Source organism: Pokkaliibacter plantistimulans (assembly GCF_003194385.1).
Taxonomy (GTDB): domain Bacteria; phylum Pseudomonadota; class Gammaproteobacteria; order Pseudomonadales; family Balneatricaceae; genus Pokkaliibacter; species Pokkaliibacter plantistimulans.
In genome coordinates, this window is record NZ_LAPT01000024.1 from 42,527 (window position 1) to 56,195 (window position 13,669).

A 13,669-nucleotide genomic window follows, 5' to 3' on the forward strand; every position below is an offset into this window, starting at 1 on the left:
GGCAACGCAGATAGCGGGTCAGCAGCCACTCAGGGGCTGGTATCGCCGCTGCTATCGTCGCCTGATTCGCTGCTGGTGTCGGTGCTGTCGGTGGTGGTCGTGCTGTTATCAGCAGGGCCTGATGTGCTGTGACTGGCCGGTGCTTCACTGCCAAACCCTGCCGACAGCTCCGGGGTCAGGTTGCGCAGATCAATCATCGGTGTGTGTGCGGCGCTGATGCGGCTATCGATGATCAGCACCTGCTGGGCATTGGGCAGGGCGCTGGCCAGCTGATGCAGATAGCGCTCCTGTACGAAGGTATGGGGGGCGTTGTCATTGGCCTGCTTCTCGGCGCTGAAGCCAATGCTGTCGGCATTGGCCTGCGCTAGCCCTTCATGGGCCTGAGCGCTGGCCTGATCGGTGATGCTGCCGGCTTCCGTCCGGGCCAGATTCAGCAGCTCGGCCTTGTGTCCCTCGGCCAGTGCAATCAGCGACTGGGCATTGATCTGTGCTGCCTGCACGGCGTGGTAGGCGGCCGCTGCTCCGGCGGGTGGGTGGATGGCTTCCAGCTCGGTGGCGACGATATGCACGCCGCACGACATGGCATCCAGCTGGCGCTGCATGGCACGGCTGATGTCCTGATCGAGCTGGCTGCGCTGCAGGCCCAGCACATCATCCAGCGTGCGGTAGGCAAACTCCTGAATCAGCACCTGATTGGCGCTGTTGCGGATCAGCTGGGGCAGATCGAGGCAGTGGTAGACGCTGGCCAGAGCATCGGCATCACTGGCACCGATCTGGTAGAGGAAGCGGATATCCATATCCATCACCTGAAAGCTCTGCTGCTGATCATGGCCACTGGCAATCAGCTGGGTCTTCTCGCCGTCATGGGCGGCGTCCCACAGGCGGTTGGCGCGGGCGGGCGCGGCGCCGTCAGCACTGCTGATGCTGCCCGGCGGCTGGCTGTTAATCACGGCACCCAGTTCATGCACGCTGCCGTTATCGACGGTAATCAGTTTGCCCAGTGGCCAGGGCAACAGCAGATGCAGACCGGGCTGCAGTACCGCCACTGGCTGGCCAAGGCGCTCGTAGACGCCGCGCTGATCAAGACTGAGGCTGTGCAGGCCGCTCAGCAGCCAGCCACACAACAGCATCAGCAGGCTGACCGGCAGCAGACGTCGGCGGATATAGCCGAGCGCCCAGGACTGCTGCAGATCGACACCCAGTGTCTGTTTGATTTCCTTCTCCAGCCGGGCCATGGGCAGCGGCGGCCAGTCAAGGCAGTGGGCCAGCAGACTGTGCGCAGCAAAGCGCTGCTCGGCCAGCGGCAAAGGGGGCTGAAAACACTGCCACAGCACCCGCAGTAATAGTTCCACCGCGATCACTACGGGCAGTAAGCCCAGCAGGTGCTGCAGCCCGTACCAGAGTGTCGGGCTCCAGGCGGCCAGCGGCAGGTTGAGGCAGCACAGCAGTAATACCAGCAATACACTGCGCACGGCCATGGCCAGTGCAGATGCCTCCGGCCAGTCTGCAGCTGGGCGGCTGATCAAATCTCGTTCCAGCACCAGCAGGGCGGCGGCGGGCAGCAGCAGTACGGCGACCGACAAAGCCTGCAGCAAGGGCGACACCGCAGCCGGTTGCGCCTGGCCAGCGGCGATCAGCCCGGCCAGCTGCCAGCCCCGTGCCACCAGTACCAGACTCAGTAATGCCAGCAGGGACAGATGCAGCAAGGGCTGGCGCAGCAGGCGCCGGAGGGTGTCGGGCAGCAGCCGGAAACCATCCTGATCGGTAGCCTCGTTGCTGACGTAAGGGTCTTGCAGCAGCGCGGTCAGTAACCGGTGCAGACTGGCGGGTAGGGGCAGCGGGGTCTGATCCGTCGCCGCACAGCGCTGGCGGCTGCGTTGCCAGGCCAGCAGCAGGCTGGCAAACAGCAACAGCAGACTGGCACTGAGCTGGCACAGCGGCGGCAACCACAGTGATGCAGGGGCCAGCAGCAACATGACCACGGCCGTCAGCCACAGCAGCAGCGTCACGCCGCCAAGGCCGAGCAGTGCCAGCAGCAGGTAACGTGCCTGCGCAGGAGCCTGCTGATAGCGGGGAAGATCTGAGTGAGCGTCGGTGGCAGCCATGGTCAGGTATCGGACAGGGTGAAACACAAAACTGCGCTGACAATAGCCTGACCTCCGTGAGGGATGTAGAGGTGATGTTATAAAATCACATTTTTATCTCAATCCTTTCTGTATGCATTACATCGCAGATTCGGTGAATAATCCGCGGCGTTATAGCGCCAGTGTGATGATTCGTTGCCAGCTGATAAATGAGAAAAGCCGATAGCCGCGGCGCTGCGGTCAACGTGAAAAAATATAATTATTTTCACGTTTTTCCGTCTTTATCATCATCCGTTGCTAATCTGGCGTATTAATGGTGCTGCCATAAGCTGGCAAAAAAATAACTGATTCAGGTCAATGCGAGGTGGGATGGGAGTCGGGAAAATTCGTCGCCGTCGCGCCTCAGGGTGTCACTGGATCGCAACCGCTGCCCTCTACGATCTGTTCCGATAGCCTCCACACACATAGGTTTATTGCATGAAGCAGGCGATATCCCCGATCAACAATGAGATCAAACTGCAGGAAGACGAATTTATCGTCAGCAAGACCGACACACGGGGTGTGATTACCTATGTCAATCGGACCTTCATGCGTGTCTCCGGTTTCTCCGAGCCGGAAATGCTTGGCCAGCCACACAATGTGATTCGTCATCCAGAGATGCCGCGCGGGGTCTTTCGGTTGTTGTGGAAAACCCTGGAGAGCAGGCAGGAGTTTGTCGGGTACGTCAAAAACCTGTGCAAGGACGGCAGCTACTACTGGGTGCTCGCCAATATCACGCTGGATTACAACTCCAACGGCAAGCTGCAGGGTTACTATTCGGCACGTCGCAAACCTCAGGCCCGAGCGCTCAAGGCCGTCCTGCCCCTGTATCAGGAAATGCTGCGCATCGAAGCCAGCTACGGCAAGAAGGATGGCGCAGAAAAGTCCATGGCCTATTTGCTGGAACATTGCCGCCAGCAAGGCGTGCCCTATGACGAGCTGGTCCTCGCGCTGGATCGCTAGTACCCGGTAAGCCGCTGTTTGTCCTCTTTTGTCTGAACCTCAGGAAGTCGAGGGAGCCATGTCTCAGGATTCCAAACCGAACAAACGTGGGCGTAGTTTCGGTAGTCTGTATCTCAAGCATCGCCTGCAGCTGGCCTGCTGGCTGTTTTCGCTGCTGGGGCTGGTGCCTGCCATTGTGCTGGCCGCCACCGGTCAATGGACGCTGGCGGGCTGGATGCTGATCCCCGCCGTGCTGATCATGGTGCTGTCGGTGCTGCACTATGGCCAGTCCAACCGGGCTCTGAGTGCCATCGAACAGATGCAGCGGGCGCTGCTGGCCGGCAACAAGGGCACCTTCGGGATGCGTATCAACCAGACCGAGCGTCTGGGGGAAGTGGGTTTTGTCGCCTGGGAGCTGAATGATTTCCTCGACAAGATCGAGACCTATTTCAAGGAAGTGGACACCTGTTTCCGTCACGTCGCCAATGGCCGGTTCAACCGCTACGCGCTCTATCGCGGCCTGCCCGGACAGCTGCGGGAGTCCCTGCAGCGCATCAACGAGTCCATCGACAAGATGAAGCGTGGCTCCGAACTGGTGGCCAGCAACGAGCTGAACTCCGACCTGCACAAGCTCAATATCACCAATCTGATTCAGAACCTGCGACAGAATCAGGCCGATCTCAACGGTATCAGCGAAGACATGGAGCGGGTGGAGCAGATCGCTGTTGAGAGTGGTGAAGCCGCCAGTCAGAACCAGAAAACCGTGCGGCAGATGGTGCAGGCACTGCACAACATCAACAACACCATTGAGGCGGTGTCCTCGGTGGTCAACCAGCTCGGTCAGGACAGCCATCAGGTGGAGCAGTCACTGTCGATCATCACCGAGATTGCCGATCAGACCAACCTGCTGGCCCTTAACGCAGCGATTGAAGCTGCCCGTGCCGGTGAACAGGGGCGCGGCTTTGCGGTGGTGGCTGATGAGGTCAAGGCGCTGTCGAAACGCACCAAGGATGCCGCGGTGGACGTCACCGGTACCATCAGCAGCTTCAGTCAGCGGGTGGATCAGATGGTGACTCAGGCTGCCAACTCGGCCCGCGAGGCGGGAGAAATCTCCGCCATGGTCAGCCAGTTTGATGTCGAGTTCAGCCGCATGGCGACCTCCGCCGAACAGACCAAAGGCCGCATCAGTTACGCCAAGAGCCGCACCTTCGGTGTGCTGGCCAAGGTCGACCACATCATCTTCAAGCAAAACGGCTATCTGACCTTTGATGAGCACCACGACCACAGCGAGGAAGTGGCCGCGGTATCCAAACATCACACCGAATGCCGTCTGGGGCAGTGGTACTACCAGGGTGTGGGAGCGCAGTTCTTCTCTCATGTGCAGTCGTACAAGGCCATCGAAGCCCCCCATGCGGCGGTCCATCAGGCGGTGCAGAAAGCCATTGCACTGCGTAATGAAGACTGGAAATACCAGCCCGAAATCCGCAGGCAGATTATCAGCCTGATGGGGGACGCCGAGCGCCAGAGCGAGCGCCTGCTGAACCTGATTGATGACGTTATCCGTGAGCGTCACCACGGCTAGTGAAGGGGGCGGCTAGTTGAAGCTGATAGCCGCCAGCCCTGCCTGAGCACACTGCTCGTCCTGATCCTCACTGCCTCCGCTCACTCCAATACTGCCGATGACCTGACCGTGGGTATCGGCAATCGGCAGCCCACCGGCGACCACGGTAATGCCGGGGACATACTGCGCTCCCTGATTACTTTTCACCGCCTCCCTGACCTGTCGGGTCGACAGACGTAAACCTGCTGCGGTATTGGCCTTCAGCTGGGCCACACCGGTACTGATCGGCAGGGCATCGTCCATGCGGGCAAAGTGCAGCAGCTGCCCCGCCGCATCATCAATGGCCACCACCATGTGCCAGCCCTGTTTGAGGGCGAAGGCTTCGCAACCTGCGGCAATCTGGCGGGCACTGGCCAGATCCAGCGTGGGTCGCAGTAACGGCTGGGCACTGCTGGCGCTGCTCCAGATCAGGATGGTGCTGGCGCACAGCACCGTGCGCAGGGAAGAGAGGCGGGCGAACATGGCAAACTCCTTCTGAACAGGAAAGAACACGCCGCAGTATTCCAGCTGGGTAAAGGCAGAAAAATGCGCTAGGGTTTTGCACATTGCTAACCCGGAGTTTGGAATGATGGACCGTCTGCTAAGTATGGAAGTGTTTGTCGCCGTGGTTGAGCTGGGCAGTCTCAGTGCTGCTGCTGAGCGCTTTGCCCTGTCGGCGCCGATGGTGTCCAAGCACGTGCGGCATCTGGAGCAGCGTCTGGGTGGGCGGTTATTCAACCGGACGACCCGGCAGCAGAGCCTGACCGCCATGGGGCAGAACTATTACCAGCGCTGTCTGCTGATTTTGCAGGATATTCGCGCCGCGGAAGCCAGTGCTGCCGAACAGCAGCAGGAGCCGCGCGGGCGGGTGCGTATCAACGCCCCGGTCACCTTTGGCAGCTTGGCTCTGACGCCGGTACTGACCGGTTATCTGCAGCGCTATCCGCAGGTCAGCATCGAGCTGGATCTGAACGATCAGCAGCTGGATATGACGGCGGTGGGGGCTGATCTGACGGTGCGCATTGGCCGTCTGGCCGATTCCAGCCTGATCGCCCGTTCCCTTCGCCCCTACCAGATGCAGATTGCCGCATCGCCAGCCTATCTTGCACGCCATGGTGAGCCACTTACACCCGCTGATCTGGCGCATCATCAGTGCCTTGGTTTCAGTTTCTGGCGTAAAGGGCGGGGCTGGCAGCTGGGCGGGCAGGCGCAGGAAGAAATCCGCAGCCGCCTGCGCAGCAATCAGGGGCAGGCGCTGAAGACAGCGGCACTGGCAGGGTTTGGCATCGTCATGCAGCCTGCCATTCTGCTGCAGGACGCCCTCGACAGTGGCCAGTTGCAACCCCTGTTACAGGACTATGTTCCGGCACCGCGGCCGATCAGCCTGCTTTATCATCAGGACCGCCAGCGTCAGCCGACACTGGCCACCCTGATTGAGTGGATTGTGCAGGCGCTGGCGGACTGAGGAGGTATAACTGAGTGCTAATATGCGTCTTTTTCTTGTAACTTTGCCTTATCGCAGGTTACTTATTCCGCACTCAGATATGGATCAGGCTGGGATATAGCCACCCGTTTTGCTATTGAGGAATACAGCATGATCAAGACTATTCAAATCGATGGATTCAAATCGATTGCCACTCAGTCAGTTGAGCTGGGCAGCGTTAACTGTTTTATCGGAGCCAATGGTGTAGGTAAAAGTAATATTCTTGAAGCAATTGGGGTCCTGGGTGCCGCAGCAAATGGCAAAGTGGATGATGAGTCTCTACTGCGCCGGGGTGTTCGACCTGGAATGCCGAGGTTATACAAAACTTCGTTTGATGGGCACAGAACACCTCCTGCCATCGGCCTTGGAGCTAGCTCTGATGGCGCAGAATATAGAGTGTCACTGTTGAATCCACTGGAAGCTCCTGAACCCGCCTGGACATACAAAACTGAGCGCTTGTCTGAGGGAGATCGAACCCTGATATCTGGAGGGGTGCGGAACCGTGGGCACTTGTCAGCCACCGCTGGGTTGGCGGCTTTGAAAATGGCAGACATCCCACCGGATAACGTAAGTGCGCAACTAATGCTAAGGCTTCAAAACTACGCGATCTATTCGCCAAACACTCCTGCATTGCGTGCAATGGCGGTGGATCCCCAATCTCGCAATCCTGTAGGTTTGTCTGGTGGGCGATTGGCTGAGGCCTTTGCTGAGTTGCGTAAAGCCGTGCTGGAGCACGATGAAAGCTTGCTTGATGATGTTCTGGAGTTGATTGATTGGGTCGCAGATGTCGACACAACAACATCTGCAGGGCAGATACTATCGCCGTCAGTGGCTCATAGTAAGTATCTGATGAAGTTCACTGATCGATTCATGGGGCGCAGCCGCAACGAGTTAACGGCCTATGATGCAAGTGAAGGAGCGCTTTATATACTGTTCTGTGCAGTACTTTGCTTGTCTCCCGTAGCCCCCAAAACTTTTGCCATCGACAACTTGGATCAGGCACTTAACCCTCGCTTGCTGACACGGCTGACCTCTAGACTTAAGTCTTGGTTAGCGCATGCTGATAATCAGCGTCAAATGCTGTTTACGGTCCATAATCCAGCAGTGTTGGATGGATTAGATTTGGATGACGATGAGGTAAGGCTATTTGTCGTTGAGCGTAATAACCATGGTCATACCTGCGTTCGTCGCATAGAGCTGAATGACGATCTGCGTGCTCGAAATGCAACATACCCTCTTTCTCGACTTTGGTTGATGGGTAGTTTGGGAGCCGTGCCAAATGTCTAAGCCTTTGCAGATTGCCCTTGTAGCAGAAGGAGTGACCGATCTAGTAGTGATTGAGGCTGGCTTAAATGCCATCCTTGCGCATCGCCGAGACTTCAAACTGACTTTGTTGCAACCTGAGGAGACACGTCCAGATATGGGCGGTGGTTGGGGCGGGGTGTTCAAATGGTGTAAGGAGTTTCGTGAGCGAGGATTTGCCTCTTTGGAACATGACTCGACACTTTCGCTATTCGATCTTGTTATTGTGCATTTGGATGCCGATGTTGCAGACAAGAACTATGCGGACTGTGGCAGTGCTGTTGAGACTTATGCTCGTTCAGCATCATTGCCACCACTCCCTTGCTCATTACCTTGTCCACCTCCTGACGATACCGTCATGGCTTTAAAAAGAGTGCTATTAGGTTGGTTGGGGAATATTGCTACAGGCAGCAAAAGTGTTGTCTGTATCCCCTCTAAGTCAACGGAGGCATGGGTGGCCGCTGCATGCTTACCGACCGATCATTCTGCTTACCATAGTCTTGAGTGTAATGCCGATATGGAAGGGATACTGGCTCGGCTACCGAAAGCACTGCGTATTAAAAAAACTCGGCGAGAATATAACCTCAAGGCCAGAGCCATAACTGAAAACTGGCCGCAGATTGTCCAGCTATGTGGGCAAGCTGCACGTTTCCAACAAGATATCAATCTATTACTGATTTAGGTAATTGCAGCACACTGGCCATCACCGCCACGTTATGGCGCAGATGCTCTGCATTGAGGGTGCCGATAATGACGGAGGTGACGCCGGGTCTGGCGAAGATCAGCTCGAAGCTGGCCTGCACCGGGTCTTGCCCTGGCTGCAGACAGATATGGCCGGAGGCCAGCGCTTTCTTGATCAGGATGCCCTTGTCGTGGCTGGCCGCATAGTCAATGACCGGCTGCTCATCCTGCTGATTGAGGTTGAGGGTGACCATGGCGCAGTCACTGTGCTGCAGTGCCAGCAGGCCGCCTTCCACGGTCTTACTGGAGATACCGGTAGCGCGCAGCTTGCCCTGTTGCTTCAGTTCATTGAGGACCTGCAGTGAACCGTAACGCTGGATATTGTCCACATCGTTGCCATCGGAGTGCAGCAACATCAGGTCGATAACGTCGGTGTTCAACCGCAGCAGCGAGCGTTCCACCGACATACGGATATGCTCCGGCGTATAGCAGTAGCTGGATTCACCATCAGTAAATTCTTCCCCCACCTTGGAGCAGATCAGCCACTGCTGGCGCTGGCCACGCAGCAGGGTGCCAAGGCGCAGCTCGCTGCTGCCATAGGCGGGGGCGGTGTCGAGCAGGTTGATGCCCAGCGCCTGGGCTTCGGCCAGCAGGTTCAGCGCGGTACGGTCATCCGGCAGCTCAAACCCGGTGGGATATTTCACCCCCTGATTGCGGCCCAGCTTGACCGTACCAAAGCCCATCGGCGACAGCTGCAGGCCAGTGTGGCCAACAGCGCGGCGGGGCAGATCATGCAGAGTATCAGTGGTCATTTGGCTGCTCCTGTGGCTCACAGTAACTGGTCCCAGATGGGCAGGCTGACATCCGGTTCGGGCAGCCCGGCAGGCAGCGTGATGGCGTCACCGCCGGGGGCGGGCAGCATGGCCAGCACCTGATCACTGAGATCGGCAGACAGCGCCAGTTTGGTCGGCCAGCAGACAATGGTGTCGCCCACCGCCTGAGCATAAGCGGTATCGGGGCGCACCAGACCGGACTGTCGGGGTTCGGCACGATTGATGGACAGGGTAGCCCATTCTGCCTCCCCAAGATCGACCCAGGGCAACAGCTTGCCGACCACCTCTTTGGCATGAGCGATCTGCTCCGTGCTACTGCGTTCAACGCCGCTTTCCGCGACTTCACCCCCGATATACCAGACCTGGCTGCCATCCTGATGGGGATGCGTGGTGATAGTGGCCAGTGGCTTGCTGCTGGCACCGATGCAATGGGCATAAATGGGATGAGGGTAGCGATGCTTGGCCATTACCATCTGCAAGGGGCGGCGTTGCATGGGGATGTCCAGCCCCAGCTGCCGGGTCAGGGCCTCGGTGCCTTCGCCTGCGGTCAGGACGGTACGTCTGGCACGAATCTGCAGATCGCCGTCCGTCAGCGTCCATACGCCATCGCTGAAAATCAGATTGTCACCGGCACGTGCCCTGAGCTGACGCCCGGGCAAACGCAGGGCACGCAGTACCGAAGGGACATCCAGCACGATTTCATTCAGCCGGTAGAGGCTGCCGCGAAACGCCGGGTCCTGAAAAATGGCGGGCTTGTCGGCTTCCGGGGTATCCACCCGGCCACGCAGCGCCTTGCTGGCGAAGAAGCTGGTGAGCTTGCCGCCGAGACTGCCGCTGGACCACATATAGTGGGCATCACTTAGCTGCCGTGCCGCACGCAGGTCTACATCGCCTTCACCACGCAGGGCGGCCTGCCAGCGGCCGGGCATGGCCGCGATGGCATTGGCGGCCTGTGTCAGCATGCCGTTCAGCGCATACTTGGTGCCGCCATGAATGATGCCCTGCGAACAGACGCTCTGCTTGCCCCCCAGCGTATCGGCTTCCACCAGCAGGGTGGCATAGCCCTGGTTGTGCAGGCGGTTCTGCAGCCACAGGCCCGCGATGCCGCCGCCAATAATCAGTACGTCCAGGTCCAGGGTAGTCATAACCAGTCATCTGCCTCGGAAAAACAGGGCACAAGACTACCAAAGTTAGGGCGGCGGCCAAAATGGCAAGCGCACAAAGTGGCACTGTCATATACGTCGGCCTGTCAGGCGGTTCGGGATTCCCCTTGCTGGGGCCGGGTCTTCGCGGTATGTTGCCGGGCATCACGGATGATGAACACTTTTTGACCCCGGTGGACTGCCAGCAGGATGGCTGAGCGCTTCCCTTCCCGCATGACGTCGATGTCGACTGTTCAGCTGTTGTTCCGCGATCCGCACGTGCTCAGGCACGTTTTCTGGCTTAATCCGGGCAACAAGGACAGACCGATGGCCAAGCTCTATCGCAATAATCGCGCTCCATTAGGCAACAAGATCACACTGGTGGCAGGTAACAGCCTGCCGATCAAGGTGGAAGGATTGGGCAGCAACCGCCGCCATATCGTCCTCAAAAGCCGTAATCCACAATTGCTGACGGTCTCCGCCGTGCAGGTCAATGACCGGATGCTGGAGCAGTCACTGCGCATCGAGGTGCGTCGTGATGGCGTCGTCACCAGCCAGCGTACCTTCCTCGATGCCTTCCTCAACGACGGCACCCCTGCGCTGAGCAAAAAAGACCAGACCACTGCACCGCTGGAGGTGGAAGTACTCCCCGAGATCAGGCTGCCGGCAGACAGTACCGAGGTGGGTATGCTGACGCGGATGCTGCTGGTGGAGAATATTACGCCGGGTTTACCGGGTTACAGCAGTAGTGAGGTTGAAGAATGCATGAAATGGATGCGGTTTGTATTCATAAACAGAATGCAACTAGGGTCGGAGTTCTTTGGTGCTGGAAAGAATATCAATAATTTAGTCGAATTTGTTAAGGCGCCAAATCAAGTCGAAGGTTTTGCCAATTACCCGAAACTATCCACTGTGCTAGGTGATAATCTGGCCAGGTATATTGAAATTGCCAATGATGGAACTCATGCAAAAAACAAAGCATTTAGAGACTACATTGCACTGGCTGTTGCTACTGCACGCTTAAGTGAAAGTGAGCTTGGAAAAGATCCCTGTATTACCAAACTGTATGCGTGGCGTACTACTGGCGCGGCATCTCCGGGGAAAAACTTTGTTCTTTTTGCCAGTAAAGGAGGACAGGATTTTTACACGTTGACGGACTCTTTTATTAAAGACTCAGGTAAAGGTGGTAAGTGACATGGCGTTTTGTCTTTCATTTAAAAAATACAGTTTACTTTTATCTTTTCTTATCTTTTCTTTAGCATTTAACACTGTATTTGGCAGTGATATACCCAGTTCTCCATTTAGTGATGAGAATCAACCTACAAGTCGTTTTGATACATCAGCGAACAGCTATTTTTCTTTTCCAGAGCCCTCTATTCAGGCAAGAATTGCCAGATCGGGTAAGAATGATCAGATAAATCATTTCTGCATTGTTGGCTATCAATGGGGTAATGGAAACATGCAGGTCTGGGTGCACTGGCAAGAACAGAAGGAGATTATCCTTTGGCAAGGGGGCGATGATGAAGAGACACAGATTGCCAGCATGGCATTAGCGAGAAAAGAGCTGGTGTTGGGGCGGGATACGGTCAAATCCGAAGAGGAAATCAACGGCAGCTCCTATCTGATTACCGAATCAGCGTGGCATGACATCGTGAATGATTGTGCCAAGAATGGCAGGCAGTTCACTATTGACCCCTTTGTCAGCAATAACTGAAACTCAGTGTCGGTAGTGCAAAATGGCCCGGAGGAAAACTGGGCCATTTTTATGTTAGGCGGTATGACAAGATCATTCTTTCACCTTATTTTCCTGTTTGTGCTGTTAATAAGCATGGGTGGATTACCTGTCAGTCTGGCTTGTATTCCTGGCGTACTACCGGCTCAGGCAGTCCAGGGTCAAATTTCGTCTTTTTTGCGGATAAGGGTGGCCAGACGTTTTATACGCTCTCTGATGATTTCCTCTCTAAGGCAAAAAAATAATATGCGGTGGAAGAAAATGAATAATGTCTGTTGTTATGTTTTTTGCACTGTTGCCGCCTTTTCCTCCAGCATCAATATCTGTAAGGCTGATCAGTTACCCGATGTTTTCAATAACAGCGCCAAAGAAAGAGTCGTTCTGTCAACACAGCCGTATTTTACCCGGCCACAGTCAGCGATTGCTGAGCTGATAGCGCTTTATGAAGAGAATGGAAAAACCAATCATCTTTGCACTGTCGGGTATCGCTGGGATGATGGGCATATCATGGCCTTTGCTCACTGGCAGGAAGCAAAGATGCTGGCACTGTGGGAAGGTTCTACCGATGAGGACCGACCGGATACCAGTCTGGCTCTGTCCCGGCGCCACTGGGTTTTTGGCAAAGACACCGTTAAAACAGCCGCAGAGATTAATGGCAGTACCTATCTGGTGACGGACAAATACTGGCAGGAAATTACCGATGACTGCGAGAAAAACGGTGAACACTATACGGTCGCCCCTTTTGCACTAAACAGCAGCGAATAGTAAATGCACACAGGTGCTGGCATAGTGCTTTGCCAGCATCTTTAAAGTGTCTTTCCGGTTTGCTGTCAGTGGTAAAAGACTACAACAGTGCTTCTTATGAGATTTTAAATAAGATGATGCGTGCTGATGTTAATTCACCCACTCTCAGCCAGCGCCCACCTCATCTCCCTTTATTCAGCCTGCCTTTGCCAGATGTTTGCACATCAATATTGCACCCATACTGCTGCCATCGGCCAGAGACTGGGTGGCCGCGCTGACTGACATATAGCCCTGATGGCGGTAGAAGTGCTCGGCGTTATATGAGGCATACAGCTCCAGTACGCTCACGCCACTCTGATAGCACTGCTCTTCCACCGCCCTGAGCAGACTGACACCCACACCCTGGCCGCTGCAGCCGGGGTCAACATACAGTGCCTGCAGTCTGGACTGGGCCGGTAACGCCAGCACAAACCCCACTATCTGCCCCGTTGCTGACAGGGCGACCTGACAGACCGTGCTGTCCTTGTCGACCAGATGGGCCAGCCAGGCACAACGATACTCATCCGGTTCAGGTGACCAGGAAGACAGGATGTCGGCAGCGTAGTGTGTTGGGGAGATGGCGTGCACCGCTGCATAGTGCACGGCCACCATATCGGTGGCGTCGTCGGCGGTGGCGGGGCGGAGCTGGATGGCAGGTGGAGTCATGGCAGGCGCCTGTTGAGGGGGCGAAGGGATGGCATAAAGCACGATCAGGTTTTAACAGGTCGTTGAAAATCTATCTGCGTTGCCGAATACCGCGTCAAAAACAGGCTCAAAATGCTCATTTAGTCCACTAAACTCCGCTTTTTCGCCTGTTTTTTCCTTGTCTCGGCTGCCTCGATGACGTTTTTCAACAGCCTGTTAGATGTCACATCCCCCTTGATCTTTCATCGAGTGTGTTCATAATTTTCTATCGTTCATGAATCGTGAATAGAATGAAAAAATGAACAATCAAGAACTTCTTGTGCAGGCACTCGCTCATCTCCCCCCATCAGTCAGTGCCTATGCTGAGGGAGCTGAGCTGATTATTACAGCAGGCAGCCAGCAG

At 56.2% G+C, this 13,669-nt stretch carries 14 protein-coding genes; 9 read left to right on the plus strand and 5 right to left on the minus strand.

The window, feature by feature from the left end:
• Nucleotides 1-29: 29 nt before the first annotated feature.
• Nucleotides 30-2,105, minus strand: a complete 2,076-nt coding sequence (locus WH50_RS06335; protein WP_110186569.1) for an SPFH domain-containing protein — start codon at nt 2,103-2,105, stop codon at nt 30-32.
• A 456-nt stretch (nt 2,106-2,561) separates the two neighbouring features.
• On the opposite strand from WH50_RS06335, the gene WH50_RS06340 reads away from it, so the two are divergent.
• Nucleotides 2,562-3,086: a PAS domain-containing protein gene (locus tag WH50_RS06340; protein WP_110186570.1), complete on the plus strand. Its 525-nt coding sequence runs from the start codon at nt 2,562-2,564 to the stop codon at nt 3,084-3,086.
• Nucleotides 3,087-3,144: 58 nt separating this feature from the next.
• Nucleotides 3,145-4,647: a methyl-accepting chemotaxis protein gene (locus WH50_RS27125; RefSeq protein ID WP_110186571.1), complete on the plus strand. Its 1,503-nt coding sequence runs from the start codon at nt 3,145-3,147 to the stop codon at nt 4,645-4,647.
• A 12-nt stretch (nt 4,648-4,659) separates the two neighbouring features.
• Here WH50_RS27125 and WH50_RS06350 read toward each other — a convergent pair whose 3' ends face one another.
• Nucleotides 4,660-5,148, minus strand: coding sequence for a GlcG/HbpS family heme-binding protein (locus WH50_RS06350; protein WP_165838332.1), 489 nt, complete (start codon nt 5,146-5,148; stop codon nt 4,660-4,662).
• 103 nt (nt 5,149-5,251) lie between these two features.
• Between WH50_RS06350 and WH50_RS06355 the strand changes: the two genes are divergently transcribed.
• The 3 genes from WH50_RS06355 to WH50_RS06365 all read left to right on the plus strand — a co-directional run bounded on the left by WH50_RS06355 (nt 5,252) and on the right by WH50_RS06365 (nt 8,132).
• A complete protein-coding gene (locus WH50_RS06355) occupies nt 5,252-6,130 on the plus strand; it encodes a LysR family transcriptional regulator (protein ID WP_207780206.1) in 879 nt (292 codons plus the stop codon).
• A gap of 129 nt (nt 6,131-6,259) precedes the next feature.
• Nucleotides 6,260-7,435: an AAA family ATPase gene (locus WH50_RS06360; protein WP_110186573.1), complete on the plus strand. Its 1,176-nt coding sequence runs from the start codon at nt 6,260-6,262 to the stop codon at nt 7,433-7,435.
• Nucleotides 7,428-8,132: a hypothetical protein gene (locus tag WH50_RS06365; protein WP_110186574.1), complete on the plus strand. Its 705-nt coding sequence runs from the start codon at nt 7,428-7,430 to the stop codon at nt 8,130-8,132. The genes WH50_RS06360 and WH50_RS06365 overlap by 8 nt, the downstream gene beginning before the upstream one ends.
• Here the strand turns inward: WH50_RS06365 and WH50_RS06370 are convergent.
• Nucleotides 8,113-8,943 (minus strand): aldo/keto reductase, encoded by an 831-nt coding sequence (locus tag WH50_RS06370; protein ID WP_110186575.1) that lies wholly within the window; start codon nt 8,941-8,943, stop codon nt 8,113-8,115. The genes WH50_RS06365 and WH50_RS06370 overlap by 20 nt on opposite strands.
• A gap of 17 nt (nt 8,944-8,960) precedes the next feature.
• Complete coding sequence (locus WH50_RS06375) at nt 8,961-10,109, minus strand: FAD-dependent oxidoreductase (protein ID WP_110186576.1); 1,149 nt, start codon at nt 10,107-10,109, stop codon at nt 8,961-8,963.
• Nucleotides 10,110-10,171: 62 nt separating this feature from the next.
• Here WH50_RS06375 and WH50_RS26305 point away from each other — a divergent pair, with 62 nt between their 5' ends.
• From WH50_RS26305 to WH50_RS26055, 4 genes are read left to right on the plus strand one after another with little or no spacing between them, the layout of a single operon-like run.
• Nucleotides 10,172-10,324, plus strand: coding sequence for a hypothetical protein (locus WH50_RS26305; RefSeq protein ID WP_165838333.1), 153 nt, complete (start codon nt 10,172-10,174; stop codon nt 10,322-10,324).
• Nucleotides 10,317-11,300 carry a hypothetical protein gene (locus WH50_RS06380; RefSeq protein ID WP_133251258.1) on the plus strand — a complete coding sequence of 328 codons (984 nt, stop codon included), beginning with the start codon at nt 10,317-10,319 and terminating at the stop codon, nt 11,298-11,300. Before WH50_RS26305 ends, WH50_RS06380 begins: the two co-directional genes overlap by 8 nt.
• Nucleotide 11,301: 1 nt before the next feature.
• The gene (locus WH50_RS26050) at nt 11,302-11,820 is read left to right on the plus strand and encodes a hypothetical protein (protein ID WP_133251259.1); all 519 of its coding nucleotides are present in this window, start codon (nt 11,302-11,304) and stop codon (nt 11,818-11,820) included.
• Nucleotides 11,821-11,826: 6 nt separating this feature from the next.
• Entirely contained in the window at nt 11,827-12,603 is a 777-nt protein-coding gene (locus tag WH50_RS26055) for a hypothetical protein (RefSeq protein ID WP_133251260.1), read from the plus strand.
• A gap of 174 nt (nt 12,604-12,777) precedes the next feature.
• On the opposite strand, the gene WH50_RS06395 is transcribed toward WH50_RS26055, so the two are convergent.
• Nucleotides 12,778-13,287 carry a GNAT family N-acetyltransferase gene (locus tag WH50_RS06395; RefSeq protein ID WP_110186580.1) on the minus strand — a complete coding sequence of 170 codons (510 nt, stop codon included), beginning with the start codon at nt 13,285-13,287 and terminating at the stop codon, nt 12,778-12,780.
• Nucleotides 13,288-13,669: the final 382 nt, after the last annotated feature.

What these genes read in the sequence shown, in the direction of transcription:
- WH50_RS06380 (WP_133251258.1), top strand. Translation starts at nt 10,317, where the DNA reads ATGGCTGAGCGCTTCCCTTCCCGCATGACGTCGATGTCGACTGTTCAG.
- WH50_RS06355 (WP_207780206.1), top strand. Translation starts at nt 5,252, where the DNA reads ATGATGGACCGTCTGCTAAGTATGGAAGTGTTTGTCGCCGTGGTTGAG.
- WH50_RS06395 (WP_110186580.1), bottom strand. Translation starts at nt 13,287, where the DNA reads ATGACTCCACCTGCCATCCAGCTCCGCCCCGCCACCGCCGACGACGCC.
- WH50_RS06350 (WP_165838332.1), bottom strand. Translation starts at nt 5,148, where the DNA reads ATGTTCGCCCGCCTCTCTTCCCTGCGCACGGTGCTGTGCGCCAGCACC.
- WH50_RS26050 (WP_133251259.1), top strand. Translation starts at nt 11,302, where the DNA reads ATGGCGTTTTGTCTTTCATTTAAAAAATACAGTTTACTTTTATCTTTT.
- WH50_RS27125 (WP_110186571.1), top strand. Translation starts at nt 3,145, where the DNA reads ATGTCTCAGGATTCCAAACCGAACAAACGTGGGCGTAGTTTCGGTAGT.
- WH50_RS06375 (WP_110186576.1), bottom strand. Translation starts at nt 10,109, where the DNA reads ATGACTACCCTGGACCTGGACGTACTGATTATTGGCGGCGGCATCGCG.
- WH50_RS06335 (WP_110186569.1), bottom strand. Translation starts at nt 2,105, where the DNA reads ATGGCTGCCACCGACGCTCACTCAGATCTTCCCCGCTATCAGCAGGCT.
- WH50_RS06365 (WP_110186574.1), top strand. Translation starts at nt 7,428, where the DNA reads ATGTCTAAGCCTTTGCAGATTGCCCTTGTAGCAGAAGGAGTGACCGAT.
- WH50_RS06360 (WP_110186573.1), top strand. Translation starts at nt 6,260, where the DNA reads ATGATCAAGACTATTCAAATCGATGGATTCAAATCGATTGCCACTCAG.
- WH50_RS06340 (WP_110186570.1), top strand. Translation starts at nt 2,562, where the DNA reads ATGAAGCAGGCGATATCCCCGATCAACAATGAGATCAAACTGCAGGAA.
- WH50_RS06370 (WP_110186575.1), bottom strand. Translation starts at nt 8,943, where the DNA reads ATGACCACTGATACTCTGCATGATCTGCCCCGCCGCGCTGTTGGCCAC.
- WH50_RS26305 (WP_165838333.1), top strand. Translation starts at nt 10,172, where the DNA reads ATGGCAAGCGCACAAAGTGGCACTGTCATATACGTCGGCCTGTCAGGC.